Origin of the sequence: Acinetobacter sp. neg1 (assembly GCF_000788125.1) — a bacterium.
Lineage (GTDB): Bacteria > Pseudomonadota > Gammaproteobacteria > Pseudomonadales > Moraxellaceae > Acinetobacter > Acinetobacter vivianii.
Window position 1 is genome coordinate 237,910 of record NZ_JSZD01000014.1, and the last position, 26,158, is coordinate 264,067.

Genomic DNA, 26,158 nt, shown 5'->3' on the forward strand with positions numbered 1-26,158 from the left:
TGGCGCTGCTATGAAAATATCAGCGCCATTTTTTAACAATGAGAAAAATAGAATGAAAACTTGGCTATATGTCGCACTCTTTTTAATGACCAGCATCAGCCATGCGAAACAGCTTGCATTCAGTTTTGATGATGGCGTAAATCCTGATCTGAATGCACAAGCGACTCAGATTAATCAGCAAATTTTACAACAGCTTAAACAGCATCAGCTCAAAAGTATGATTTACCCAAGTGTGATTAAAATTGGAGATTATGCTGGCTTACAGCTGGTCAAGGAATGGGGTAGACAAGGCCATCGGATTGGTAATCATAGCGAATTACATCTCAACCTCAATAAAGATCAAATCTCTAGTCAGCAGTACATTGCGGGTATTCAGCGTGCGGAGCAGGTTTTTCGTCCTTTACAAGGTTGGGTTGCCAGATATCGTTATCCTTTCTTAAAAGAAGGCAATACTCAGGAAAAGCGGGATAGTGTTGCCCAATATTTAAAACAGAAGGGCTATCAGTCAGGTGCGGTAAGTATCGATGCCAGTGACTGGTTTTATAATCTGAAATATTTGTCTTATCAGAAACAGAAAAATACAGCTCAACTTGAAAGATTAAAACAAGCGTATATTGCCCATTTACTCGATCGAGCTGCCTATTACGATCAACTGGCTGTTGAAACGATTGGCTATTCTCCAAAGCATGTGTTGCTACTCCATGTAAATGCGATTAATGCTGCATTTTTGAATGACGTGATTGAAGCGTTCGAAAAACAAGGTTGGCAATGGATTGAGACTGAGCAAGCTTATACCGATCCTTTGTATCAGCAACATCCTGATATTTTGCCTGCTGGAGAAAGTTTGATCTGGTCATTGGCGAAGCAAAAAGGTCAGGCAAAGTTACGTTATCCAGCTGAAGATGCACCTTACGAACAGGACAATTTAAAACGTTTTGATCTACCTTGACCTAACGACCTTGATAGAGCTTGCGAAATTGATCGGGCGTGAAATGCATCCAGCGTTTAAACATATAAATAAAAGCCGATGAGCTGGCATAGCCTAGATCTAGGGCAATGCTTTCAATGGTTTTTCCCTGATTCAGCATCGACATGGCTTTCATGACTTTTAAACGTTGCCGCCACTCATGCAGTGACATCCCCAATTCTTTTTGGCTATAACGCGCTAAGGTTCGCTCGGTCATATTGATCATGTGTGCGAGTTGTTCAAGAGTACTGTTATCGGCAGGAAATTCATGTAAATGGGTCAGGATCTTCGCCAGTGCTGGATGTTGAGTGGTAGGCAAATAACTACCGACAAGTTCGGCATGCGTTAATGTGTCCAGTAAAACATGTAGAAGGCGTATATATTCTGGTTCTTGTTCTGAAAATGAATGATGGCGAATATGTTCCAGCAGCGCAGAAACCAGTGGTGCGGACAGTAAAATACCTGCCTGTTGCGGCATCCGTTGGCATAAAGACTCATGGATATAAAGCGTACAATAGGTCACATCATTACGGTTAATCCCGCTATGTTGCAAATGTGGCGGTAGCCAGATGCCATAAGGTGGAGGCGTAAGGTAATTGATTTGCTCAATATTGACTTCTAGTACGCCATCAAAAGCATAAATAAACTCACCCCAGGCATGAGCATGTTTAGGATAAAAAGTCTCTGCGGGGGCATCCCGAACGCTTAACCATAACGGCGCAGGAATATCATTGTAGGTCGGAATCGCCTGAAAATCCTGAATCCTTTGTGCTGACTTTTTCATAAGATGAGAATTGCCCGAAAACACGCATGTCTTGTCAGATTTTCACTATATCATGAAAATCTGACAGTCTTATATTGGTTCTCAAATTATAGAATTGGGAGCGTGCTATGGATGAGCGCAAAGCATTAGATGCAACCGCATCAGGTCTGATGATCGTACTGTGTATGATCTGGGGCTTACAACAAGTCATTTTAAAAATGGCAGCTCCCGATATTTCGCCCTTAATGCAGATTGCATTACGTTCTGGTTTGTCTGCTGTTCTGTTGTTGCCTTTGTTATATCTGGATAAAGCCAGTCAGTTATTCAATCGTCAGAATCTCAAAGCAGGCGCATTGGTCGCTTTTTTGTTTTCGTTAGAGTTCTTTCTGCTGGCGCAGGCCTTGCAATGGACGTCTGCATCTCATGCGGTGGTGCTGTTGTATACCGCACCGATCTTTGTGGCTTTGGGGCTGCATTGGAAGCTTCCTTCCGAGCGTTTAAGTGTGTTGCAGTGGGGCGGTATTGCTATTGCTTTTCTAGGGATTGTGGTCACTTTCATGCGAGCAAATCAGGGTGCAACGCAGTTAGAACAGCAAATGTTATGGGGAGATTTGCTGGCGCTGGCAGCAAGTATTGCTTGGGCTGCAACCACAATTACGGTGCGTTTATCTTCTCTGGCACAAGCTGCCGTCACGCAAACCTTGTTTTATCAACTGGCTGGTAGTTTTGTTCTATTGTTTGGCTTGGCTATATTCCTTGGACAAGCCACGATTCATTTTACCCCGCTGGTGATCGGCAGTTTGGCCTTTCATACCTTGATTGTATCCTTTGCCAGTTTTCTAGCGTGGTTCTGGTTATTACGCAATTATCTGGCTTCCCGATTGGGCGTTTTTTCCTTCCTCACTCCGTTATTTGGCATGGCCTTTGGTGTGTGGTTGCTGGGTGAAAGAATTGAACTGAATTTTGTGATTGGTTCAGCGCTGGTGTTACTTGGAATTGTGGTGGTCAGTTTGCAAGGCTGGCTCAGGAAATAAAAAAGGCCTCGATTGAGGCCTTTTGACTATTTTTGTTCAAAGATGGTGGAAAGCGGAATAGAGAGCTTGGCAGCTAAATAATCATTACTTTCAATCAGGGATGGGCCGAGTCGTTCCATCCATTCATCATCTTGGTGAATATGCTCAACATCATTACGTAATGGCAATGGATAAGGAAGGGCAGTGAAGAAGCTCCAGAAATCAACCTGCGCTAAATTACGAACCAGTACATATTCATCTTTATCGGTACGCATAATCAGGTTTTGCTGTTCCAGTTGCAGGATATAAGCAGGTAAACGACCTAATTCACCACGCCCAATAATATTCAACAGCTCTTTCTCACTGACACTTTGTCCAATCTGTTGCTTCTTATAAAATAGTTCCAGAATGTCGAGTAACATCAAGATTGGATGACGTTTCTGTTCTTTTCCAGAATGGAATGCGGTGAGGGCAAAACTGATTTCCACACCCAGTAAAATAATATTCCAAGAGAGGTAAATCCAGAGCAGGAAAATTGGCACCGCAGCAAATGCACCATAGACAATTTCATAGCTGGTGAAGTTGCTCATGACCCAGCCAAAAAAACGTTTTAAAACCTCAAATACCGTCGCACTAAAACAGGCCGCAATAAAAGCTGAAAAGACAGGGACAATACGGTTGGGAATGGTCCAGTATAAAATGAAGAAACCAACAATAGTCAGTAAAAACGAGATCAGCCAGAGCAGAAATGCACCATCCAGCTGATAGCCTGCAAAATTATTGCTGAGAATACTCATCGAAGCGACTGTGGAAGACAGTACAAAAGCACTGCCTAATACGATCGGCCCCAGTGAAATAATGGTCCAGTAACGCATAAAACCGACCAGACCAGTACGGGTCTCTTTCACCCGCCAGATCCGGTTAAATACATTTTCAATAGAGGTCAGCATCAGAACGGTGGTGACAAACAGGAACAGCACACCAATCACCGTGAGGTTACTGGACTTCTCGGTAAATGCATTTAAGGCTTTATCAAAGGCAATGGTACTTTTCGGTAAAAAGTTACTATAAATCAGTTGTTGCAGCTGTTGCCGAGCTGGTTCTAATGCTTTAATGGAAGAGATAATCACCAGAAAAACAGTCAACATTGGCACGACTGCAAACAGGGTGGTATAGGTCAGTCCTCCTGCTTGTTCCCGACAGCGGTCAGCTTCAAAACGCCGTAACACAAACACAATAAATTGAAACCATGTTTTTTCTAAAAAGGGCAGTTTTTTTAGATAACGGTGTAAGATCATGGGTTCTATCCTAATTATTTTTAATAAAAATCCTGTGAAAGCACAGGACTTGTAACAGCCTAAAATGTATAAAATGTCGTATAGTGTTCTTTTTAACAAAATTCTTGAAAGTGATGCAACCTTACGTTCTTGTTCTTTATTACAGTAAATATGGTTCAACTAAGCAAATGGCGCACCTCATCGCCGATGGAATTGAAGCTGCGGGTGTGACTGCACGCATCCGAACCGTGCCCAACTTGGCGACGGTGGTAACTCAGGCTGAGGCCAGTATTCCAGAAGATGGTGACATTTATTGTAGTCTGGATGATCTGACGCATTGCTCAGGTTTAGCGTTGGGTTCACCGACCCGTTTTGGCAATATGGCCAGCGAAATGAAGTACTTTTGGGATCAAACCACCAGCTTATGGTTGAATGGTGCTTTGCATAATAAACCTGCATGTGTCTTCACCTCTTCAGGTTCAATGCATGGCGGGCAGGAAAGTACTTTATTGACGATGCTGCCGCCGTTGTTTCATCACGGCATGATGATCTTGGGCTTACCGAACTCGATTCCAGCATTGTCGAATACCAAAACGGGTGGAACGCCGTATGGCGCCAGTCATGTCAGCGGACCACGCCATGACCAAAGCCTGAGTCAAGATGAAAAGGTTTTGTGTGAAGCACAAGGCAAACGTTTGGGTGAAGTTGTAAAAGCACTGGCTGGAAAACTTTAACGCATCGAAAGACGGTAATTTTGTCCGACTCGAACCAATTGCCAAAACTGTAGAGGATCGGTTGGATAGGCGATCATGCTCTGATTTTCACTGAGCAGAGAGATCTTATCGAGATTGCCTTGTTCTGAGAGCAACATGGCATAGACATAATCAAGCAGGTCGATTGCACTGAAAACCTGTTTATAGGCGTCTTGTAGTTCAGCATTTAGATTGGCAAAACAAACCCGATGCGGCTGATCTTCATTAAGGAATGAAAGGCCAAGTCTTTTTTCTATTTCTATCACAATCTCCCGATTCAAGTGTAGGGGCGATCGTGATAAAACGAGTTGATGGATTTTAAAACCTGAATTGTGATCTGACATCGCCTTGGTCTGTTGGGAATCGTTATTTTATAAAATCACTATACGCTTTTTATTCGTATTTTATAAAGAGCAAAAAAATGGGAGCCTAAGCTCCCATCCTGTTATTTCTTTAACTGCCAGTCATAGATATTTCGACGATAGGCATACCAGATCATCCACAGACCAATGATGATCATTGGGAAACTGAGGATCTGGCCTTTGGTCATCCAGCCAAACAAGATAAAGCCTTGGTCTGCATCGGGTTGACGGAAGAATTCCATAAAGAAGCGTGCGACACCATATCCAGTCAGGAACAGTGCAGAAACTGCCATACGTGGACGTGGCTTAGAACTAAACCACCACAGCACGATAAATAGGATCAGCCCTTCACAGATGGCTTGGTAGATTTGTGAGGGATGGCGCACTAGACCTAATGGGTCTGTCGGAAAAATCATCCCGAAAGGATAGTTTGGATCTTGAACCTGACGACCATAGAGCTCCCCACCGATAAAGTTACCAAAACGTCCAAACATTAAACCTGTTGGTACACATGGTGCGATAAAGTCCAAGGTTTGAAACCATGTTTTCTGGTATTTTTTACACCAGAACAACATTGCAATCATGACGCCGAGGAAACCACCGTGGAAGCTCATGCCACCTGTCCAGACCTGAAATAACCAGAGTGGATTTTCCAGAAATTTACCGAATTCATAAAACAGCACATAGCCTACACGACCACCCAGCACAACGCCCAGCGCCCCGTAAAAGACCAGGTCTGAAACCATATCGGCAGTCCAGCCATCACGTTGTTTAGCGCGATACGATGCTAAACCCCAAGCACATAGAAAAGCCAAGAGATACATGAGTCCATACCAGTGCACCTTGACTGGTCCTAAGCTCAGCGCAACTGGATCAATATTTGGATAGGTCAGCATTGCTGTTCCTCAATTTAGAATTTGGAATTAAGTTTTGATCAGATTGTAGCGGAATGATGTGAAAAATGTTGTACATTCAATGTGTAAAGATGTGAGAACCAAATCAATGTGTATTGTTGCTTTCGCATGGCATGTGCTGGATGAGATGCCATTATGCTTACTTTCAAATCGTGATGAATTCTATCACCGTCCCAGTGCAAGCCTACATCAGTGGCCAAATCATGTGATTGTGGCTGGGCAGGACTTACAGTCAGGCGGTACATGGATGGGTGTAACTGCATCAGGGCGATGGGCCATTCTGACCAATTTCCGAAATGGTCGGGATCAGCAATCCTATACAACATCACGTGGGCATCTGATTCAATCTTTTCTGGAAAGTGATCTGGCACCGATTCGTTTTGCACAGCAACTGGAACAGCAACAACAGGACTATGCAGGATTCAACCTATTTGTTGGAGATCGGGAACAGGCGGTTTACATGAGTAACCGTGGGGAGGCACCTCAAGTGCTGCCGAATGGGGTATACGTAGTGTCCAATGGCCTAATGTCCGAAGATTGGCAAAAGACCAGAAATTTGCGCAAGCGCTTTACTCAAGAATTTTTACCAATGTTGCAACAACCCCAGATTCTGGAATCTGAACTCAGACATGCGGCTTGGGATATTTTGGAGGATGAGCGCAAAGTCATTCCAGATTTATTACCTGACACAGGCATCAGTACTGAAATGGAAGCTCTATTGTCTTCAACTTTTATCCAGAGTCCTGTATATGGAACACGATGCTCTAACTTTTTAAGACTTACGCCTACACAATGGCAATGGCTGGAAAAATCTCAGCAAGGAGAAGAGCAGGGTGAGATTGTTGAATTAAGTGTAGATTTACAGAAATAAAAAATGCCGACATAGAGTCGGCATTTTTGAGTGGATCGAAGGATTATCCTGCGATTACACCGCCATCTTTACGTGTGATGACGACTGTTGCTGAACGTGGGCGAGCAGTTGTATTACCAGGGTTGGTTTGTGTTGCAGGCCAGTGACTATTTGGTGTTGCATAGTCCGCTGAGTCTTCACCAGGATGTTGCACATTAATGAAAATGGCTTTGTAATCTGGTGTCATCGCAATACCTGTAATCTCACACTCTTTTGGCCCAGTCAGGAAGCGACGGAGTGTATCATCAGTTACTTTTTTCCCAACGAGTGTCTCTGTGCCGTTTGATGTTGTTACTTTAGTACCATCACCAATCTGGCCAGGTAATGCAGCTAACATCATACAGTTGGTTACATCTGTATAAGCACCGTCATCAGTTTGAATCCAAAGTACACCACGAGGGTCAAACCACATACCATCTGGGCTAGATAAATCGTTATTATCTGTCAAACCTGAAAGGTTGATATTTGAAGCCATTGATGCTTCTGCACCAAATAAGTAAATATCCCATTTGAAACTTTCAGCAGTGGTCAGGTCACCCGTTTCGCGGAAACGAATAATATGACCATTTACGTTGCCCTTTTGAACGGTTTCATTGTTATAAAGGTCTTCGTAAGCACGTGGGTTGGCTGCATCTGTTGGATAGCTTGAACCGCGGTTTGAGTTATTGGTTAAAGTGACGTAGATTTCACCATTTTCTGGATTTACCGTACACCATTCTGGACGGTCCATTTTGGTTGCGCCAACAGAATCTGCTGCTAAACGTGCAAATGTAACAACATCTGCTTGTGAGCTAAATGGATAAACTGTGTTGCTTTGATCTAATCCATTTTTTCCATAACTTAATTCGATCCATTGACCTGAACCATCGTTATTGAACTTGGCAACATAAAGTTTGCCAGTATTCATGTATTTATCGCCAGCACGGTAACCGCCATTTACATCTTTCGTATCCCATTTCGCATCAGATACAAATTTATAGATATATTCACCACGTGAGTCATCACCCATATAGAAGGCAAGTGGTTGGCCTGCAACTGCACGGCATGCGCTATCTTCATGAGCGAAACGGCCTAAAGAAGTACGTTTCACTGGGTTTTGGCGACCATCAAACGGATCAATTTCAACCATCCAGCCAAATGTATTTGGGCCATTACGATAGTCTGAGCTTGCTGTATCCGTTTTTACATCTGCATTCCAGCGGTCATATAAATCTTGTGACTCTACACCGCCTTTTGCTGTTTCCCATGCGTAGCGTGAGCTTGAGCCAGCTTTTAAACCATAACGTTTTAAAGCAATGATTTCTTCTGGACGGCGCAACGCATCATCGCCTGCACTACGAACGAAATAACCGATAAAGTTTTCTTCAGTCGTCAGGTATGTGCCCCACGGTGTATAACCATTACCACAGTTATTGTGGGTACCACGTGTTTGACGGCCAGCAGGAGAATATCCTGTTGCCAATAGCGTTGAACCAGCTGCAACACCCGCAAAATCCATCACGGTAGAACCAGTGATACGACGGTTGAAAACCGAATTTTTAACAACTTCGACTTTCTGGGTGGTCTGGTCTTTTTTAATTTCAATGACTGACACGCCGTGTGCATTTACTTCACGAATGACTTCATCTTCTGGACGACGACCATCAACTTTGGTTGGGCCTTTAGGATGTAAGAAGGTTGGGTTGATGTATTCATGGTTCATGACCAATAAACCACGATCAGATACACTTTCGTCAAAACGTTGTGTTGCTGCATTTAAGCCAAAAAAGTGCATACCGTCATGGCAGTCACCTGAACGGAACTGGAAGCTTGGGCCAGAAGGAATATTGTTGTCATCCCACTCAGGATAAGCAGGGTTAATTGAATCACCTAAAGCATATAAAACAGTGGCTTGATAGCCTTCAGGAACCGTTACGATATCATTTAGATTTTTTGCAACCGCATTAAATGTTAATTTTTCTGGTTTTTTATCTGGATTGGTCGGTGTCGTTGGCGTTCCATTATTATTTGAATTATCGTCGTCATTACAGCCTGTTAATGTTGATGCAAGTGTTAATGCAACAGCCCCGCTTGCCGTTTTGCTAATTAAGCTACGACGGCTAATATGTTGTTCTAGAATATCTCTGAAATGGATGTTGTCAGATGTATTGTTGTCCAACTCTTGATCTTCATGATATGGCGATAGCTCGGTCATGGAAAATTCCTAAATAATGACAGTTGTTCTAAAAGTTTGCCCCCCATAAACTTAGTGTTTTAATGTGACGAAGCATTGACACTTGTATGACAGATTTGTGAAAAATCAATGGATAAATGACAATAAAAAAACAGGTCTGAGACCTGTTTTTAAATTTTGTTTTACTTATGCTGTTTTTCTTTTTTCGATTATTTTTCCGAAGAATAAGCCCAATTCAAATAAGAGCCACATAGGAACAGCGAGCATGATCATCGAAATTGCATCGGGTGGTGTAACAAACATGGCAATAAAGAAACAACCCACGACAATAAAGCGTCTTTTCTCGATCAGACTTTGTGTACTGACGACACCAATCAGAATGAGCAGAAGGGTAATTACTGGAATTTCAAAGGTTAAACCAAAGACAAGAAATAGCTTTAAGCAAAATGCTAGATAGCTATTAATATCTGTCATTGGTGCAACAGTTTCAGGCGACACGCTAATAAAGAAATGCAGAATTGAAGGGAGTGCAATGAAATAAGCAAAAGCAATCCCTGTATAAAATAAGGTAATACTGCTCAGTAATAGGGGAATGGCCAGACTTTTTTCTTTTTCATATAACGCTGGTTTTGCAAAAGACCAGATCTGGTAAATGATAAAAGGCATTGCCAGCATCAAGGCCACAAAAAAATTCAGTTTAAACGGCGCCATAAATGTTGCAGTTACATCTGTGGCAATCATCGATGAGCTTGCAGGTAGTTGTGCTCTTAATGGCTCTGAAAGTAGTTGATAAGTGCGATTGGCAAAAGGCAATAAACAAAAGAATAAAAGCAGTAATATTCCAACAATTTTAAAGAGATGTTGGCGAAGAATCATCAAATGCTTGGTGATAGGCATCTCTTCCAGCGGAATGTCTTGCTCGTTGTCATTCAAGTTTGAATGAGGAAGTGGAGATGTTGAGGGTGCACTCATACAGCCACCTTGAATTCAGGAATCGAGAGCGTTGGATCGATTTGGGGAATTGGGTCAGTGAGCGTGACATGCTGTGTAAGATAGACTGAAGATCGTGTCGCCGTTAAATAATGATAATGTGGATGTTGTATTGTTTTTTGCAGTTGCGTTGCCGTCTCTGCTTCTAAACTGATATTTTTTTGCTGTTCTAACTCGGCGATTTGAGCCTGCATTTTTTGTTCTAGCTCAGTAATCCGCTGCATTTCCTGCTGCATCTGTTCTCGTAGTTCCGAAAGACGAAGTTCACGATCAATATCATTCTGAACATTGCTGATCATACGTTTTATTTTTGCATACCACTTACCAGCAAAACGAGCTGCTTCTGGCAGCTTATCTGGTCCAAGTACGAGTAAAGCGATAATGCCGAACACAAAAAGTTCGGACATTCCAATATTCAGCATAGTCGTACTCGCTTAGCTTTTTACCGAGCTTTCAGTATTTTTAACTTGAGCATCAATGGTGCGAGGTTCATTTAAAGGCGTCGCGACTTCATCTTCTTTCATCGATTTTTTAAAATCTTTAACCGCGCCACCGACATCTTTACCTAAGTTTTTAAGCTTCGATGTACCGAAAAGTAAAATCACCACGATTGCAAAAATCAGCACATGCCAAATCGATAAACCAGCCATAATTTTATTCCTATAAAACTTTGGATATATCTCAACAGCTAGGCATGACAAAGATGTGACACTTATATTGCAGTTTTAAGACAAACATCGGCACAACCCAAAACAGTGCTAGCATATACAGCTGCCAAATAAGCGATCAAAATTAGATAATATGACTTTTATTCTTCCACTCAGTGCCTTCATTTTCGGCTTGTTGCTTGCTCAATTTAAGCTTGCGGAGAAGTGTAAGAAAGTCTTGTCATCCTTATTGGCGCGCTTATTTATTCCAGTTGTGATTATTTACAATATGGTGTTTTATCAGGCCGGCAGTTTTGCGCTGATTCTGTTTAGTTTTCTCTCTTCCATTATTCTGTTTTATCTATTTGCTTATTATTCAAAAGATCGTTTACAAGCGCTGTGTTTTAGCTATAGCAATATCGGCTGGTTAGGCTTTCCATTTGCCATTGCCTTATTTGGCGAACAGGTCAGCGCTGCCATGATTGCGCTATATATCGGTGGTTCATTATTTGGCAATATCTGGGCAGTTGCAGCCGTTTCAGAAGGACCGGCGAATCATCTCGCAACGCTACATAAAGTTATAAAATCACCGCCTGTGCTTGCCTTATTGATTGCCTTTATCTTGTGGCTTCTGGGAGTTCAGCGCCTAGAAGGAAATATGCTGTTAGAAGGGATATATGAGATTGCCAAGTTTGGGATGAGCTTTGCTGGCATGTGTATTTTAGGAATGTGGCTGAGGCATACTCGGGTACATTTTGTAGATCTACTTTTAATTACGCGTACGCTGATGTTGAAATTATTGTGTGGCGTGCTGATCTGCGCCATGACTTATTATTTGATCCCGATTCCACAGCTTAAGTTATTGCTTCCTGTTTTGTTCTTCTTATTCTGTTTGCCGCCAGCCGCCAATATTGTGGCGTTGGAAACGCATTATCAGGGTACTGGCATTTCAGCCCGATATATTGCGGCAGGAACAATGGTGAGCTGTTTGGCCATTATTTTGTATGGCATCTTATTGCATGTAAAAAGTGCCCTCATTTAGGAGGGCACTTTAGTATTTTAAACTAGACTTGCTTTAAACAGCTGCATGGCTTGCCCGCGATGGCTGATCTTATTTTTCTCTGCCTTGCTCAGTTCAGCACTCGAAACATTGAGTTCAGGTAGCCAAAATAAAGGGTCATAACCAAAGCCATTTTCGCCACGAGCTGCCTCTAAAATCTCACCTTTCCAAATGCCTTGGAAAATTTGTGGAAGTGGATCTTCTGCATGAGTAACGAGCGCGAGTACGCAAACAAACATGCCTTCAATCACTTCGCCATCTTTACGGAAGGGTGCGAGATCGGCCAAAAGTTTTTGGTTGTTGGCAGCATCATTACCGTGTTCGCCTGCATAACGTGCAGAGTAGATGCCTGGTGCGCCACCTAGAATTGGAACACAAAGTCCTGAGTCATCTGCTAGGGCTGGTTTACCTGAAAGTTTAGAGGCATGGCGTGCTTTGATAATGGCATTTTCAACAAAGCTGAGACCGTCTTCAATTGCATCTTCAATATCCAGTTTGCCTTGAGGAATGATTTCAACAGGAAGATTGAGTTGTTGAAAGAGGTGTTCAAATTCGACCACTTTGCCTTTGTTATTACTTGCAAGAACAAGACTGCCTTGGTTGAGCCATGATTGGGTAGACATATAAATTTTAAATTCGCTTAGATTGAGTAGAATTTTAGAAATTTTTTTAAGAAATTAGTAGTGAATATGTGTGTTATAAGAAAAAAATATTAATGCCATTAGAGTTATGGTATTTTTCTAATTCTACTTAATTTTATATTTCATATGATATCAGATGTAGTTAAGAATAATTTTTAGAGGAAGATATGGATTGGCCTACACAGATTTCTAAAATGGCTTATGTTAAATATAAGATAAATGAGGCTGATATTCAAAATATTTGGCCATATCATTTGCCAGAAGTAGCGGCAACTAAAATACAGTTATTAGAAGTAGAGCAATACTTAGAAAAATTTGCTGACCCTTTATATTTCAATTTTCTTAGTTATGCGAATGGTTGGAAAGGAATATATCAATATGTTGATTTATTTGGAACAGTTGATCTAATTGCGAGCCCACTTATGAGCTATGCAAAAGGTTTATTAGATGCTATTGAGGATTCTTATTTTGATCAAAAAAATATAACTAGAAATAGTGTTTTACCTATAGCTACAACTTTGATTGATAAGGATTTATTTGTAATTGGTGCTAAAGGAACTTTAATAGAAGGCCAAGTAATATGGCTAGCAGGAGAAGAAATAGATAGATTTCCAAATTTTGAGGATTTTTTTCTTGCTATGGTGGATTACAATATTGAGGAATTCAATGATTTAAATTTCTTAAATATAAAACCGACATAGAAAGTCGGTTTTATATTTTCGCTAAATCTTACAATTAAGATTATTGCGCTTGAATCCATTTATCAGCACGGTCACGTGCAGTACGGATCTGGTCTTGAGTCAGGTTAGCCGCCAACGCCGTTTTCTTACCTTCAGAAAGTTTGATTACTTTGGTATCGAGCATGCCATCACGGGTTGAAAGCTCATACCACTGATAAGCACCCATATAGTTTTTCTTTTGCTCTTCCATCATTGCAAGATTAAAGCTGGCACGGTTATCACCATTACTTGCCGCTTTCTCGAAATAACGACGCGCTAAAGCTTCATCTTTCTTGGTACCAATACCATCGGCATACATACGGCCAACATTTAACTGCGCTGCAGATAAACCTTGATCCGCTGCGGCCTTGAATAAAGCAAATGCCTGTTTCTCATCTTTAGCAACGTCTTTACCATACTGGTAACGGGTCGCTAAATAAAACTGTGCCCCAGCCTGACCAGATTTCGCTGCGCTTTGTAATCCACCGATATCCATCACTGAATATCGCGCTGCCTGTGTTGCTACCGATTGTGGTTGGGCAACATAGTCAGCGTGCGCTTGTATACTGATCAGACCAAATAAAAATGTGCTGATTAATGTCTTTTTCATAGAGCGCTCACTCGATAAATTGCGACTTCACCAAATAGGTTCGGCATATGCTTGCTGAGCATACTACCTTGTTGGTCACCATTAACGGCAAGTCGATTAATAATTTTAATCCGGTTCTCAGCACACAAGGCTTCAAAATCGCGGAAAGTACATAAATGAATATTCGGGGTGTTATACCACATATAAGGTAAAGCTTCCGAAACAGGCATTTTCCCTTTCAATGCAAGAAAAGAACGCGTCTTCCAATGCGCAAAGTTTGGAAAAGTGATAATTGCCTGTTTGCCGACACGCACCATATCACGAAGTAATACATCAGGTGCATCTACAGCTTGCAAAGCTTGTGCCATAACCACAGAGTCAAAAGACTGGTCGGCAAAGCGACTTAAACCAAGGTTCAAGTCCTGTTGGATAATATTTAACCCCCGACTGATGGCAATTGCAATCTTTTCTTGATCAATTTCTAGCCCATAGGCACGAATATTGTGCTGTTTGCTCATATGAGCCAGCAATTCACCATCACCACAGCCTAAGTCTAACACGCTAGAGTTCGGGTTAATCCATTTTTCGGCGAGTTGTTGATCTATACGCATCAGTGCTGCTCCTGTCGTGTCGATTTCAACTGTTGTTCTCCACCTAAAAATGCCCGTAGTGTTTTCACATAGAGTGGAATAGGGAACAAGAAAGAGTCATGGCCTTGTTCAGCATCAATATCCAAGTAGCTGACAGGCTTATGATTATCAATCAACGCATCCACCAGTTCCTGTGAACGGCTTGGACTAAAACGCCAGTCCGTGGTAAATGAAATCACCAAAAATTGGCATTTCGGCTTACTCATGGCCTTTGTTAAAGAATGCTCGTATTCACGGGAAGGGTCAAAATAATCCAGTGCCTTGGTCATAATCAAGTAAGTATTTGCATCGAAATTGCGACTGAATTGTTCACCTTGGTAACGCAAATAGCTTTCAACCTGAAATTCGACATCGAAACCATACATAAATTTGCCTGACTTGAGGTCACGACCAAATTTTTGCTTCATGGCTTCTTCAGACAAGTAGGTGATATGACCCACCATACGTGCCAGAATCAGGCCACGTTTTGGATAGCTGTCATTTTCCAGATAACGCCCATGATGGAAGTCTGGGTCTGACAGAATTGATTGGCGTGCAACTTCGTTAAAGGCAATATTTTGAGCTGATAATTTTGGTGCGCTGGCAATAACGGCACATTTTTTTAGGCGATCAGGATAGTCTAGTGACCATTGTAAGGCTTGCATGCCCCCTAAAGAGCCACCAATAATGGAATACCAAACCTCAACACCGAGTCGGTCAGAAAGCATGGCTTGGGTTTTGACCCAGTCGCGCACGGTAACCAGTGGAAAGTCTGGACCATAAGGACGATTTTCATTTTCAGGGTTGGGTGAGGTTGGTCCTGTAGAGCCACTACAGCCCCCGATATTATTTAATGAAACAACAAAGAAATGGTCGGTATCTATTGCTTTTCCAGGGCCAATACAGCTATCCCACCAGCCTGCTTTTTTATCATCTTCATGATGGTAGCCTGCGGCATGATGATGTCCTGAGAGTGCATGACAAATCAGAATAGCATTTGATTTATCTGCATTGAGTGTTCCATAGGTTTCAACCATTAAATCAAAACGTGGTAATACTCGACCACATTCAAGTTCTAGAGGTTGTTCAAATTGAAACTTTTGTGGTGTGACTAAACCCACTGAATCCGATGGAAAAGACACTGGAATGATTCGCCCTATAATAAATCATTAATAATAAAAGGATACCAATTCAGGTATCCTTTCAAAAGTCATTTTTTCTGATATTACAACTCAGCTTTACTGACGATTATGTGATATTTCACTCATCTAAACGGCTGCGGCAGCCACTTGATCGGTGGTCAAGACACCTTGCTCAATCAAACGGTTGGTACATGCAATAATGGCTTCAATTGATGAGGTCACGATGTTGTCATGTACGCCAGCACCGAAGGCACTTTTACCTGTACCTTTCACTTGAAGTTCAATCAAGGCAAGGGCTTTGGCATTGGCACCTGAACTGATGCTACGCTCTTCATAATTCACAACATCAATTGGTAACTGTAAAGCATTTAACATGGCCGAGATCGGACCATTGCCTTCACCGCGTAGGCGTTGAATTTCGCCGTCAATTTCAACGTCTAATTCAATGATTTGTGTACCATTAATATCCGACAATTGATAATGCTTGGTGTGATAATGACTGTTTTTTACATCCACATAGGTTTTTTCAAATAAAGACCAGATTTCATGGGCGCTGATTTCAGTACCATTTTCATCGGTATGTTGCTGTACGATCTGGCTGAATTCGATTTGAACACGACGTGGCAAGGCAACGTTGTAATTCGATTCTAACAAGTAAGCAATACCGCCTTTACCAGATTGGCTATTCACACGGATCACCGCATCATAGTCACGACCTAAATCTTTAGGATCGATTGGTAAATAAGGCATATCCCAGATTTCTTCGTTTTTCTGGAACTCGAAGCCTTTCTTAATCGCATCCTGATGTGAACCAGAGAACGCGGTAAAGACTAAATCACCAGCATATGGATGACGAGGATGCACAGGTAAACCCGTACATTCTTCAACCGTTGCAATGACTTCATTGATATTGGAGAAGTCCAAGTTTGGTGCAACACCTTGGGTATACATGTTCAAGGCAATTGCAGCAACGTCAACATTACCCGTACGTTCACCATTTCCAAACACACAGCCTTCAACTCGGTCAGCACCTGCCATAATTGCTAACTCAGACGCTGCGATACCGCAACCACGGTCATTGTGACAATGCACAGAAATAATCACGCCATCACGACGCGCCAAGTTACGGTGCATCCACTCGATTTGATCGGCATAGACATTCGGTGTAGACACTTCCACGGTTGCAGGCAAGTTCAAGATGACTTTATTGGTCGGAGATGCTTCCCAGATTTCAGTCACAGCGTCACAAACATCTTTGGCAACTTCTAATTCTGTTGCAGAGAAACATTCAGGACTGTATTGGAAAATCCATTCTGTTGCAGGGTATTGCGCTGCATATTCTTTAACTTTACTTGCTGCATTAATCGCAAGCTGCTTTGAGCCATTGGCATCGACATTTAAAACTTTCTTACGGAATGTTGGAGAGTTTGAGTTGTAGATATGCACGATGGCACGTTCTGCACCGACTAATGCCTCAAAAGTACGTTCAATCAAATGATCACGTGCCTGTACCAAGACTTCGATATAGACATCATCTGGAATCAAATTTTCTTCGATTAACATACGGGTGAAATCAAAGTCGATTTGTGAAGCAGATGGGAAGCCGATTTCAATATGTTTAAAGCCAATCTTGACCAACATTTTGAACATTTTTAATTTTTGATCCATGTTCATCGGTTCAAAAATTGCCTGATTACCGTCACGAAGGTCGGTACTCATCCAGATTGGCGCTTGATTGATTTCATTATTTGGCCATTGGCGATCTGGTAAATCGACGCGTTGGTACATACGGCGGTATTTTTTGCTTGGGTCAGCCAACATCATGAGATAACTCCTTGTCGTAGCATGGTTGCTGAGTCAAATAAAAGGCAACGTGCTACAAATATATATGGTGTCTATAAGAATTAATTTAAAGCGAATTTGGGGATCGAGTGCCTAAAAATGTAGGCAAAAAATTTATACGCGCGCGAGGCGCAGCATCAGGAGAAGAGCAGCAGCGAGATGTGTTGTATGAGACGGTTGGGTAAAGCCGCGATTTGTTTTCATCATCTACCATTCATATGGGTTATTTAATTTTGCAGTTATATTAATCATCTAACTGTGATCAGTCTAGGTGAAAATACAGACGGCTGCAAAGGTCTATAAAACATTTTAAAGACAATGAATGGAAAATATTTCCCTGTTTTTTGCGCTATTTTAATTTTAATGGGGAAAATTTTCCGTAATTTTAATGATTAGAGATAAAAAAATTAATTTTATCTCTATAGGCTGAAAAGTATGTGAATTAGAGTTCAGACCACATCCGAATCAGATTGTGGTAAATATTGGTGAGTTTCATCACTTCTGGATAAGCATCGCCATGAGTTTTACGCAATTCACGGATACTTTCATCTAGTGTAAACAATAGGTGGCGCTTACTATCGTCCCGAATCAGGCTTTGTACCCAAAAGAATGAAGCGAAACGGGTGCCAGAGTTAATACTACTGACTTCATGCAAACTGGTTGATGGATAAAGCACGACATCACCAGCAGGAAGTTTAATCTCATGGTAGCCATAAGTGTCTTCAATGACCAGTTCACCACCTTCATATTCTTCTGGTTCGCTCAAGAACAAGGTGCATGATAAATCAGTGCGGATTTGTTCAGAAGAACCACGAATCAGACGAATCGAGTTATCGACATGGAAGCCAAAGCTTTCAGACTCATCATAACGATTGAATAAGGGCGGAATAATTTTATGTGGTAATGCTGCGGCTTGAAAAAGTGGATTTTGCCAAATTGCTTTAATCACAATCTCGCTAAGTGCATGGGTCAGCGGATCTTGTTCTGAAAGTTGTTGATTTTGTTTCACTGAAGCTGAAAGGGTCCCAGCAGTGATTTTTCCACCCACCCAATTTGCATCTGCCATCAATTGGCGGAATTCTGCAACTTGTTCTTTGCTTAATACATTGGGAATATGATGGATCACGGTGAACACCTTTTGAATATTTATTGCATTTGTAAAAATAGCCTCATGACGAGGCTATTTTATATGAACTAAGTAGAATGCCGTAAAGTTATTATGGCTTTTGCTTAGTATTTAAAATTAACAGCAAGTACCGCGTTACGACCATTACCTTCAAATGCATAATGTGCAGCATGTGCGCTGGTAAAGTAACGTTTATCACCAATGTTATTTACGTTAAGTTGTAAATTCACATTTTTGTTTACATCATATTTTGCCATTGCATTGTAGATGGTATACGTTGGCAAAAATTTAGGTGCTGTCGTGTTTACAAACACTTGATCACGATATTCTGCGCCCGCACCTAAAGTTAAGTTTGGTAATACTTTATACGTTGACCAGAGAGTTGCGCTGTTTTTCGCAACGAATGGAAGCGGTTTACCTTCTTGAGCGACTGCGTTATAAGCTGCTTTAGTGATTTCGCTGTCTAGGTAACTATAACCTGCAGAGATATCCCATTTATTGGTAATTTTGCCGTTTAAGCTTACTTCAAATCCATCTACTTTACTTTCGCCAGCATTAGTGGTTGTGGTTGGATCAATTTGAATACGAGTATTTTGCTTTTCTGTACGGAAAATAGCTGCGGTTAAATTGGCACGTTCATTAAATAAGTCCCATTTGGTTCCGATTTCAAAAGTGCGTGCTTCTTCAGGTTTTAGGTTATTCACAATATCTGTGGTACCTAAAGCATTATCACTGCTATCACCTTCAGCTAAAACACCGACTGGGTTTGCAGAAGTCGCAAAACTTGCATAGATACTACCAGCTTCAGTTGGCTTAAAGACTAAACCTGCTTGGTAGGTAAAGAAGTCAGCATCGCTTTCGTATTTAGTACCTTTGGCTGTTGCAACTTTTGTATAGTCATAAGCGCCAGCATTGGTTGCGTAGACATCTTTATTGTATTTCTTCTCAGTATCAAATTTGTCCCAACGAACACCTAGGTTAAGTAACCATTGTGGGTTAAATTCAATGCTGTCTAGAGCATAAACGGAGGCGGTACGGCTACGTGTTGTTGACTGACCTTTGATGCTGCCCAAACTGTCAGTAAAGCTACCATTGCCTGGATTATTTAAACCTGTACACCAGCCATTTGACGTAGCGGAAGCCGCGTCACAGCCACTGACATTCGAAGAGAGAATGGTTGAAGTTGTCTGGCCGGCAGCATTGGTAAAGGTATGCATACCCTGATCGGTATTTTGATAGCTCCACTCAGTACCTACATTAAATGAATGTTTAAACGTACCAGTGTTGAACTTACCTCTTAAAGAAAGCTGATCACTATAAGCATCGGTATCGAGGATGCGGCTTAAAGCACGGCGAGCGATTGTACCGCGGTAAATATTGCCATTTGAGTCATCTGCATTGGTATAAACATAGTCTGACTTAGATTTGTTGTAAGTCGCCACGTTTGACAAAGTTAGATTTTCGTTGAAATCATGTTCTAATTTGAAGGTACCAATGTGATTTTCACGCTTGTCAAAATCACGGTCTTTCCAGCCGTAGTAAGTTCCAGCTTTTACACTAACGGGACGTCCATCGCCTGGGTTAAGTGTGACGCCGGCAGGGGCACGCGTTGGATTATTGAATGGAATGCCAGCATCTGGTTCATCATTACTGCGTAAATAGTAATAGCTAAATGTACCGCGAGTTGCTGTATCTAAGCCAAAAGCAAGACTTGATGCGAGACCTGCACGAGCAAATTCTGCGCCATTGTGTTGACCTGCTTTTTCATTTTCATGACCCATAACGACAACACGACCTGCGATACCGTTACCAAAGTCTTTATTTGCATCAAGCTGGATATGGCGATAGTTATCTGTACCGCCCTGAATACTACCTTGATAGACATCACCTTGATGAGCCACTTTAGGGACAAGATTGATACTACCGCCAACGCTACCACCACCACCGAGTGCAGATGAAGAGCCTTTGATGACTTCAACCTGTTCAATGGCAAACATATCGCGGCTTTGTGAGGTGGTATTACGGACACCATCTACATAAATTGATGATTGACCGCTGTAACCACGGATATAAGGCATATCTGTAAATGGTGTACCACCTTCACCAGCCCCTAGAGTAATCCCGGGCTCATAACGAAGTGCTTCGAGTAAGGTATTTGAGTTGGTATCTTTAATCAATTTTTGAGAAAGAATGGAGACTGACTTCGGTGTATCTTTAAGAGGTGCAACAAATTTTGCATTTGCAGACTGGTCAACTTTTAACGATTCTTCCTGAGTGGCATGCGCATGAATTGTTGGGAGTTGAACGGGCTGTTCTTGTGCAAGAGCAGGTACTGCAATGACAGAAAGTGATGATGCAATTGCAGAAGAGACAAGTTTCTTCCGTGATTTAATAAAAGACATGAGGCACGCCTAGACTGTGTAAAAATTTATGCAAAGAATAATCATTCTTATTTCTATATTCATTTGTTTGAAATTGATTTTTTCAATCTCTTAAGCTTTTAATTATGGAAATATGAATAAAGTTTTGTTCTAAAATGTAGTTAATTTGTTGATTTTTTTCTTTAATCTATAAAAACGATTGTTTTTTAAAGATTAACTTTTAATTTAGATTTGGTGATTTTTTTCATTTGAATGAAGCGGGTTTTAATTTTTTATATTTAGTCAATATGAAAACTTTTGAATATCAGCTTGTTATTTTTAATGGAAAAGAGTAGTGGGAGTAAAAGTTAAAAGCTAATGAATGTGATCGAACGCTTGGATTGAAAAGTGATCGCAGTTTTGACGTTTAGATTATTTTTTCCAGTGTATCAATACTGACTGAATTACGAATTTATAAGCATGACATGACGTGATTGGGGAATAAGTATAAAAAAACCTGCATGTGCAGGTTTTTTTTATTACAGCTTATAAATTATTTAGAAGTCATAAGATACAGATAACCAGTAGTTACGGCCTGCCAGATAAGTACCAGACATCCCAGAACTAATTTGCATATAGTCATAATAAGAAGCGGGATTACCATTGGCATCAATATATGAGCCATTGCTGCTAAAGTCTTTGTCGAGCAGGTTGTTCACTGAACCATTGAAGCGTAATTGATCATTGACACTATAACTTGCACCTAGATTAAACAAGTTATAACCCTTTAATTTATTGTTGGTTGCATTATAAATAATAGCGGCATCACCAGCGGTTTGCTCTGTATTGTAGCGCTTACGGTCTGACTTATATTCATGTTGTAACCATACATCAAAGGCATCATTGATGTGCCAGGTTGAAGTCATATTAAATGCATTTTTAGGGACATTACTCAGATAAGAACCTTTGTTTTTACCTTTGGTAATTTCTGATTCCATATAGGTATATGCAGCTTTAATGTCCCATTCAGGAATAATACTGTACTTCAAGCTGAGCTCAACACCTTTGGTTTCAGCTTCATCTGCATTAATTTTTTGTGAAAAAGTATCCTGAGTGATATGCGATCCATAGCTCACACAACCTGGTTGATTTGGTTTTTTTGCAGAGAAACAGTTCAGTAATTCAGGCCCCTCAGTAATCAGGTTCTTAATCTTATTAAAGAATGCTGTCGTGGTCAGGTCTAAATTGCCATTATTATAGTTGAAGCCAAGTTCATAGTTGGTTGATTCTTCTGGTTTTAAGTTAGGAGAACCAATGTTAAATGATGTACCTTGCCCACTAATACTCACAATACCATTGTGAAGGTCTTTTGCTGACGGTGCTTTATAACCTGTGCTGACACCACCTTTAATTGTAAGTTCGTCATTTGCATTCCAGACGAGGTAGGCGCGTGGGCTAAATTGACCACCAAAGCCAGAATGATCCTCATAACGACCACCCAGTGTAAAGCCAAGATTATCTAGGATGCGCCATTCATCTTCTGCGTAGACAGAAAAAGAGTCTCTTTTGAATTTTGCACCAATGCCAGCAATATCATCAGCAATTTCAGCTTCTTTGTATTCAGCACCGACAGTAAGTTTGTGATCTGCAATTGGTAAAATGACATGCGAATCAGCAACAAAATCAGTATTTTTTAAGGTACGGTCCTGACCTGCTGAAGCATTCCCTGGGAATGTATTTCTAGGAATTGTACGACCAATTGTTTCTGTTTTAGTCTGGCTGACATAAGAATTCCATTGACCAAAACTATAGTCACCATTATGACCGGCAGCAATTTGGTCTCGTTTGAATTCCAGCTCATCTTTATAGCCATTGGCACGTTCTGGGGTATCCAGTGTACCTAAGCGGTTGTCATCATTTTTATAAGTTTGACTTGAGTGAAAACCATCAATCCAGAAGCTATTTTGATCATTTAACTTAAATGATAGTTTTCCACCAACATCATAAATATCTGCTTCACTTGGACGTGGATCACGACCTGAAGTGCCTGGCACACGTTCTGACTTTTGGCGATCTAAATAAGAACCACGTAACTGTAGACCTAGCTTATCTTGAATAATTGGACCATTTACAACAACGCTGGTTTTCCATGAATCAGCTTCGCCGCCATGTTCCATCACATTGCCACTGACGGTGACATTACCATTCCATTCATTGCTAATTTTTTTGGTAATAATGTTAATTACACCACCCATCGCTTCTGAACCATAGCGTGTTGCCATTGGTCCACGAATCACTTCAATACGCTCGATTGAAGCCAGTGGAGGTAAAAAGCCATTTGCCGATTCGCCAAAACCATTTGGAGTCACATCAGAAGAGGTGGTTTGACGGCGACCATCAATCAGAATGAGGCTGTATTCATTGCCTAGGCCACGCATTTTAATATTTAAGCCTGAGGTTTTTCCAATACCATCACGGATATCGATGCCTGGCACATCCGAAAGTAGATCTGCAATGCTGGTCGCATTTTTCTTTTCAATATCTTCTTTAGTCACAACGCTAATAGAAGCTGGTGCGTTTTTAATATCTTGTTCGAAGCCAGAAGCTGATACCACAATGGTTGCAAGTTGGTGTGTATTGGTGTTTTCAGATGTTGTTGTATCAGCAAAAGCCGAAGTGGTCATTGCCCCAAGTAATGCAAAAGAAAGCGGGGATAAATTAAATTTACTCATAACTAGAGTTCCAAAGCTGGACGAGAAAAATAGAAAAGTGCTCAAAATCATTACGAATTATAATGATAATATTTATCATTAACAACAAAAAGTAACATTCAATTTAAGATTCATTTAAGAAAACTATGATTTCGAACAAAATGAAAAATATATTTGCTTTTTTAGCTTCCGATTTTGTATATCCAGAAAGTTGTCATATAATGTGGCACTTTAAAAATTGTTATTACTAACTATATATCGAGGAAGCCATGCAAGTAACGACTGAAGCGGTTTCGGGCGTTGCCCGTCGTTTAAATGTTTCTGTACCGACGAGCCGTGTTAACGAGCAATTTGAAGCTCGCTTACAACGCACTGCCAAAACTGTGAAGATCAACGGCTTCCGTCCAGGTAAAGTGCCTTTGAATGTTGTTCGCCGTGAATATGGTGCAGGCATTTATCAAGAAGTTGTGAATGACATCATTCGTGACACCGTATTTGAAGCAATTCAACAAGAAAAAATCAATGCAGTCGGTATGCCGAACATTGAGAAAGTTGAAAACAAAGATGATGCTTTAGTTTTTGAAGCAACTGTTGAAGTTTATCCAGAAGTTGAAGTGAAAGCTTTTGCTGACTTGGAAGTTGAACGTAAATCATCAGAAATCAACGACAAAGACGTTGATGTAATGATCGAAAACTTGCAAAAACAACGTCAAACTTGGGCTGTAACCAAAGGTATGGCGAAGAAAGACATGCAAGTGACTTTCGATTTCGAAGGTACTGTTGATGGTGAAAAGTTTGAAGGCGGCGCTGCTGAAGACTTTAAACTTGTACTTGGTTCAGGTCGTATGATCCCAGGTTTTGAAGACGGTATCGTTGGTATGAAAGCTGGCGAAGAGAAAGTTATCGATGTAACTTTCCCAGAAGATTACCAAGCTGAAAACTTGGCTGGTAAAGCTGCTCAATTCAAAATCACTGTGAAGCAAGTTGAAAAACCAAAACTTCCAGAAATCGATGCTGAATTCTTGAAAATCTTTGGTTTAACTGAAGAAGAAGGCTTAGACAAGTTAAAAGCTGACGTTCGTAAGAATATGGAACGTGAAGTTCGCAACGGTCTTCGTAACCAAGTTAAACAAGCTGCATTTGATGCACTTGTTGCTGCTAACGAAATCGAAGTTCCAGCATCTATGGTTGCTCAAGAAATTGACCGTCAACGTCAACAAATGATCCAGCAATTCACTCAACAGTTTGGTGCTCAAGGTGCAGGCGCATTTGACAGCAGCATGCTTCCAGATGAATTGTTCAAAGAGCAAGCTGAAAAATCAGTGAAGCTTGGCGTATTGGTAAGCAAAGTATTGGCTGATGCTAAACTTGAAGTTGACCAATCACGTGTTGATGCTTACATCGATGACATGGCTTCTTCTTATGAAGATCCAACAGAAGTTGTTGAATACTTCAAAAATGACAAACAACAACGTGCTCAAATCGAAGCTGTTGTGTTAGAAGATCAAGTTGTTGATCACATCTTAGCTGCTGCTAAAGTAAAAGATGTTGCGATCAGCTACGAAGACTTATTGAAAGAACAACAAGCTCGTCGTGGCTAATCTTTCAAAAAGTTGATTAAAGAAAAAGGCGCATTAAGCGCCTTTTTCTTTAGGATAAAGTTATATGCATTGGGTAGATCGTTAAAAAATGAATTGTGCAGTTATGGCTTAAATTCTGTTCTATCATTTAGCATGTGAAATACGAGGGAGTAGAGCGTGTAGAATTCGAAAATTTCTATCCTCGAAAGTATTGCTGCAAGTGCTTAAAACCCTATGTTATGAAAGTGTTAATTTCTCGAAAAATTACCAGATTTTAGTCTAAATAATCGAATATTTCAGATTGAACCTTTTGCAATTTCATCGATTATCCCTCATATTGTTGGCATAGATCGAGTCACAATAATTTAGGAATAAGTAAACGTATGTATGTTCCAACAATTGAAAATGCTTTAGTTCCTGTTGTCGTTGAACAATCATCTCGTGGTGAGCGTTCATTCGATATTTTTTCACGTCTATTACGTGAGCGTGTTATTTTCTTAACGGGTGAAGTTGAAGATAACATGGCGAACTTAATCGTTGCGCAGATGTTATTTCTTGAAGCGGAAAATCCAGAAAAAGACATCCATCTTTACATCAACTCACCAGGTGGCTCGGTAACTGCAGGTATGGCGATTTATGACACCATGCAGTTTATTAAACCTGATGTTGTAACTTATTGCATGGGACAAGCAGCATCAATGGGTGCATTCTTGTTGAATGCGGGTGCGAAAGGGAAACGTTACTGTCTTGAAAATGCACGTGTCATGATTCACCAGCCACTCGGTGGTTTCCGTGGTCAGGCATCTGATATCGAAATTCATGCGCGTGAAATTCTCTTTATTAAAGAGCGTTTAAACCGCTTGATGGCTGAACATAGTGGTCAGGATTATGAAACTGTTGCACGTGACACAGATCGTGACAATTTCATGACTGCACAAGCAGCCAAAGAATATGGTTTAGTAGATGAAGTGCTGAGCAAACGTCCCTGATT

24 protein-coding genes are annotated in these 26,158 nt (G+C 41.0%); 8 read left to right on the top strand and 16 right to left on the bottom strand.

The features are described from left to right. Positions 1-52 precede the first annotated feature (52 nt). A complete protein-coding gene (locus PJ15_RS10760) occupies positions 53-949 on the top strand; it encodes a polysaccharide deacetylase family protein (RefSeq protein WP_047430578.1) in 897 nt (298 codons plus the stop codon). Between the two features lies 1 nt (position 950). On the opposite strand, the gene PJ15_RS10765 is transcribed toward PJ15_RS10760, so the two are convergent. Further along, entirely contained in the window at positions 951-1,751 is an 801-nt protein-coding gene (locus PJ15_RS10765; protein WP_047430581.1) for an AraC family transcriptional regulator, read from the bottom strand. A gap of 107 nt (positions 1,752-1,858) precedes the next feature. Here PJ15_RS10765 and PJ15_RS10770 point away from each other — a divergent pair, with 107 nt between their 5' ends. Then, positions 1,859-2,764, top strand: coding sequence for a DMT family transporter (locus PJ15_RS10770; protein ID WP_047430583.1), 906 nt, complete (start codon positions 1,859-1,861; stop codon positions 2,762-2,764). 26 nt (positions 2,765-2,790) lie between these two features. Here the strand turns inward: PJ15_RS10770 and PJ15_RS10775 are convergent, their stop codons facing one another. After that, positions 2,791-4,041, bottom strand: coding sequence for a YihY family inner membrane protein (locus tag PJ15_RS10775; RefSeq protein WP_004775821.1), 1,251 nt, complete (start codon positions 4,039-4,041; stop codon positions 2,791-2,793). A gap of 113 nt (positions 4,042-4,154) precedes the next feature. On the opposite strand from PJ15_RS10775, the gene wrbA reads away from it, so the two are divergent. Beyond that, complete coding sequence (gene wrbA, locus PJ15_RS10780) at positions 4,155-4,754, top strand: NAD(P)H:quinone oxidoreductase (protein ID WP_004775820.1); 600 nt, start codon at positions 4,155-4,157, stop codon at positions 4,752-4,754. On the opposite strand, the gene PJ15_RS10785 is transcribed toward wrbA, so the two are convergent. Then, positions 4,751-5,116, bottom strand: a complete 366-nt coding sequence (locus PJ15_RS10785; RefSeq protein WP_047430585.1) for a hypothetical protein — start codon at positions 5,114-5,116, stop codon at positions 4,751-4,753. The genes wrbA and PJ15_RS10785 overlap by 4 nt on opposite strands. Before the next feature lie 101 nt (positions 5,117-5,217). Then, positions 5,218-6,030, bottom strand: coding sequence for a prolipoprotein diacylglyceryl transferase (gene lgt / locus PJ15_RS10790; protein ID WP_004775818.1), 813 nt, complete (start codon positions 6,028-6,030; stop codon positions 5,218-5,220). Between the two features lie 106 nt (positions 6,031-6,136). Here lgt and PJ15_RS10795 point away from each other — a divergent pair, with 106 nt between their 5' ends. After that, the gene (locus PJ15_RS10795) at positions 6,137-6,919 is read left to right on the top strand and encodes an NRDE family protein (RefSeq protein WP_047430690.1); all 783 of its coding nucleotides are present in this window, start codon (positions 6,137-6,139) and stop codon (positions 6,917-6,919) included. Positions 6,920-6,962: 43 nt separating this feature from the next. Here PJ15_RS10795 and PJ15_RS10800 read toward each other — a convergent pair whose 3' ends face one another. From PJ15_RS10800 to tatA, 4 genes are all read right to left on the bottom strand, one after another. After that, entirely contained in the window at positions 6,963-9,152 is a 2,190-nt protein-coding gene (locus tag PJ15_RS10800) for a PhoX family protein (RefSeq protein WP_047430588.1), read from the bottom strand. A 165-nt stretch (positions 9,153-9,317) separates the two neighbouring features. Next, entirely contained in the window at positions 9,318-10,028 is a 711-nt protein-coding gene (gene tatC, locus PJ15_RS10805) for a twin-arginine translocase subunit TatC (RefSeq protein WP_413772465.1), read from the bottom strand. A 71-nt stretch (positions 10,029-10,099) separates the two neighbouring features. Beyond that, positions 10,100-10,543 (bottom strand): Sec-independent protein translocase protein TatB, encoded by a 444-nt coding sequence (gene tatB / locus PJ15_RS10810; protein ID WP_047430594.1) that lies wholly within the window; start codon positions 10,541-10,543, stop codon positions 10,100-10,102. A gap of 12 nt (positions 10,544-10,555) precedes the next feature. Next, the gene (gene tatA, locus PJ15_RS10815) at positions 10,556-10,771 is read right to left on the bottom strand and encodes a Sec-independent protein translocase subunit TatA (RefSeq protein ID WP_005259752.1); all 216 of its coding nucleotides are present in this window, start codon (positions 10,769-10,771) and stop codon (positions 10,556-10,558) included. Between the two features lie 151 nt (positions 10,772-10,922). On the opposite strand from tatA, the gene PJ15_RS10820 reads away from it, so the two are divergent. Further along, a complete protein-coding gene (locus PJ15_RS10820) occupies positions 10,923-11,810 on the top strand; it encodes a permease (RefSeq protein WP_047430596.1) in 888 nt (295 codons plus the stop codon). A 17-nt stretch (positions 11,811-11,827) separates the two neighbouring features. Here the strand turns inward: PJ15_RS10820 and rdgB are convergent, their stop codons facing one another. Continuing rightward, complete coding sequence (rdgB, locus tag PJ15_RS10825; protein ID WP_004775805.1) at positions 11,828-12,451, bottom strand: RdgB/HAM1 family non-canonical purine NTP pyrophosphatase; 624 nt, start codon at positions 12,449-12,451, stop codon at positions 11,828-11,830. A gap of 185 nt (positions 12,452-12,636) precedes the next feature. Here rdgB and PJ15_RS10830 point away from each other — a divergent pair, with 185 nt between their 5' ends. Beyond that, entirely contained in the window at positions 12,637-13,170 is a 534-nt protein-coding gene (locus PJ15_RS10830) for a hypothetical protein (RefSeq protein WP_047430599.1), read from the top strand. A 40-nt stretch (positions 13,171-13,210) separates the two neighbouring features. Here the strand turns inward: PJ15_RS10830 and PJ15_RS10835 are convergent, their stop codons facing one another. From PJ15_RS10835 to PJ15_RS10865, 7 genes are all read right to left on the bottom strand, one after another. Next, positions 13,211-13,798, bottom strand: a complete 588-nt coding sequence (locus PJ15_RS10835) for a tetratricopeptide repeat protein (RefSeq protein ID WP_047430602.1) — start codon at positions 13,796-13,798, stop codon at positions 13,211-13,213. Next, entirely contained in the window at positions 13,795-14,388 is a 594-nt protein-coding gene (metW, locus tag PJ15_RS10840) for a methionine biosynthesis protein MetW (RefSeq protein WP_004775800.1), read from the bottom strand. Before metW ends, PJ15_RS10835 begins: the two co-directional genes overlap by 4 nt. Next, the gene (metX, locus tag PJ15_RS10845) at positions 14,388-15,548 is read right to left on the bottom strand and encodes a homoserine O-succinyltransferase MetX (RefSeq protein WP_004775798.1); all 1,161 of its coding nucleotides are present in this window, start codon (positions 15,546-15,548) and stop codon (positions 14,388-14,390) included. Before metX ends, metW begins: the two co-directional genes overlap by 1 nt. 126 nt (positions 15,549-15,674) lie before the next feature. Beyond that, positions 15,675-17,372, bottom strand: a complete 1,698-nt coding sequence (leuA, locus tag PJ15_RS10850; RefSeq protein ID WP_004775796.1) for a 2-isopropylmalate synthase — start codon at positions 17,370-17,372, stop codon at positions 15,675-15,677. Between the two features lie 460 nt (positions 17,373-17,832). Beyond that, the gene (locus PJ15_RS10855; protein ID WP_047430692.1) at positions 17,833-18,516 is read right to left on the bottom strand and encodes a Fe2+-dependent dioxygenase; all 684 of its coding nucleotides are present in this window, start codon (positions 18,514-18,516) and stop codon (positions 17,833-17,835) included. A gap of 104 nt (positions 18,517-18,620) precedes the next feature. Continuing rightward, the gene (locus PJ15_RS10860; protein WP_047430604.1) at positions 18,621-20,918 is read right to left on the bottom strand and encodes a TonB-dependent receptor; all 2,298 of its coding nucleotides are present in this window, start codon (positions 20,916-20,918) and stop codon (positions 18,621-18,623) included. A gap of 515 nt (positions 20,919-21,433) precedes the next feature. Further along, positions 21,434-23,608, bottom strand: coding sequence for a TonB-dependent receptor domain-containing protein (locus PJ15_RS10865; protein WP_047430607.1), 2,175 nt, complete (start codon positions 23,606-23,608; stop codon positions 21,434-21,436). 248 nt (positions 23,609-23,856) lie between these two features. Here PJ15_RS10865 and tig point away from each other — a divergent pair, with 248 nt between their 5' ends. Next, on the top strand, positions 23,857-25,188 hold the full coding sequence (gene tig / locus PJ15_RS10870) for a trigger factor (protein WP_004775791.1): 1,332 nt from the start codon (positions 23,857-23,859) through the stop codon (positions 25,186-25,188). A gap of 362 nt (positions 25,189-25,550) precedes the next feature. Next, positions 25,551-26,156: an ATP-dependent Clp endopeptidase proteolytic subunit ClpP gene (clpP, locus tag PJ15_RS10875; protein ID WP_004775790.1), complete on the top strand. Its 606-nt coding sequence runs from the start codon at positions 25,551-25,553 to the stop codon at positions 26,154-26,156. Positions 26,157-26,158 lie beyond the last annotated feature (2 nt).

Bases quoted from the DNA above. Each gene is read 5' to 3' on its own strand.
- PJ15_RS10835 (WP_047430602.1), bottom strand. From the start codon at position 13,798: ATGAAAAAGACATTAATCAGCACATTTTTATTTGGTCTGATCAGTATA.
- PJ15_RS10795 (WP_047430690.1), top strand. From the start codon at position 6,137: ATGTGTATTGTTGCTTTCGCATGGCATGTGCTGGATGAGATGCCATTA.
- PJ15_RS10800 (WP_047430588.1), bottom strand. From the start codon at position 9,152: ATGACCGAGCTATCGCCATATCATGAAGATCAAGAGTTGGACAACAAT.
- lgt (WP_004775818.1), bottom strand. From the start codon at position 6,030: ATGCTGACCTATCCAAATATTGATCCAGTTGCGCTGAGCTTAGGACCA.
- PJ15_RS10765 (WP_047430581.1), bottom strand. From the start codon at position 1,751: ATGAAAAAGTCAGCACAAAGGATTCAGGATTTTCAGGCGATTCCGACC.
- tatB (WP_047430594.1), bottom strand. From the start codon at position 10,543: ATGCTGAATATTGGAATGTCCGAACTTTTTGTGTTCGGCATTATCGCT.
- leuA (WP_004775796.1), bottom strand. From the start codon at position 17,372: ATGATGTTGGCTGACCCAAGCAAAAAATACCGCCGTATGTACCAACGC.
- tatA (WP_005259752.1), bottom strand. From the start codon at position 10,771: ATGGCTGGTTTATCGATTTGGCATGTGCTGATTTTTGCAATCGTGGTG.
- tig (WP_004775791.1), top strand. From the start codon at position 23,857: ATGCAAGTAACGACTGAAGCGGTTTCGGGCGTTGCCCGTCGTTTAAAT.
- PJ15_RS10860 (WP_047430604.1), bottom strand. From the start codon at position 20,918: ATGTCTTTTATTAAATCACGGAAGAAACTTGTCTCTTCTGCAATTGCA.
- tatC (WP_413772465.1), bottom strand. From the start codon at position 10,028: ATGCCTATCACCAAGCATTTGATGATTCTTCGCCAACATCTCTTTAAA.
- PJ15_RS10775 (WP_004775821.1), bottom strand. From the start codon at position 4,041: ATGATCTTACACCGTTATCTAAAAAAACTGCCCTTTTTAGAAAAAACA.
- clpP (WP_004775790.1), top strand. From the start codon at position 25,551: ATGTATGTTCCAACAATTGAAAATGCTTTAGTTCCTGTTGTCGTTGAA.
- PJ15_RS10760 (WP_047430578.1), top strand. From the start codon at position 53: ATGAAAACTTGGCTATATGTCGCACTCTTTTTAATGACCAGCATCAGC.
- PJ15_RS10820 (WP_047430596.1), top strand. From the start codon at position 10,923: ATGACTTTTATTCTTCCACTCAGTGCCTTCATTTTCGGCTTGTTGCTT.
- metW (WP_004775800.1), bottom strand. From the start codon at position 14,388: ATGCGTATAGATCAACAACTCGCCGAAAAATGGATTAACCCGAACTCT.
- rdgB (WP_004775805.1), bottom strand. From the start codon at position 12,451: ATGTCTACCCAATCATGGCTCAACCAAGGCAGTCTTGTTCTTGCAAGT.
- PJ15_RS10830 (WP_047430599.1), top strand. From the start codon at position 12,637: ATGGATTGGCCTACACAGATTTCTAAAATGGCTTATGTTAAATATAAG.
- wrbA (WP_004775820.1), top strand. From the start codon at position 4,155: ATGCAACCTTACGTTCTTGTTCTTTATTACAGTAAATATGGTTCAACT.
- PJ15_RS10785 (WP_047430585.1), bottom strand. From the start codon at position 5,116: ATGTCAGATCACAATTCAGGTTTTAAAATCCATCAACTCGTTTTATCA.
- PJ15_RS10865 (WP_047430607.1), bottom strand. From the start codon at position 23,608: ATGAGTAAATTTAATTTATCCCCGCTTTCTTTTGCATTACTTGGGGCA.
- PJ15_RS10770 (WP_047430583.1), top strand. From the start codon at position 1,859: ATGGATGAGCGCAAAGCATTAGATGCAACCGCATCAGGTCTGATGATC.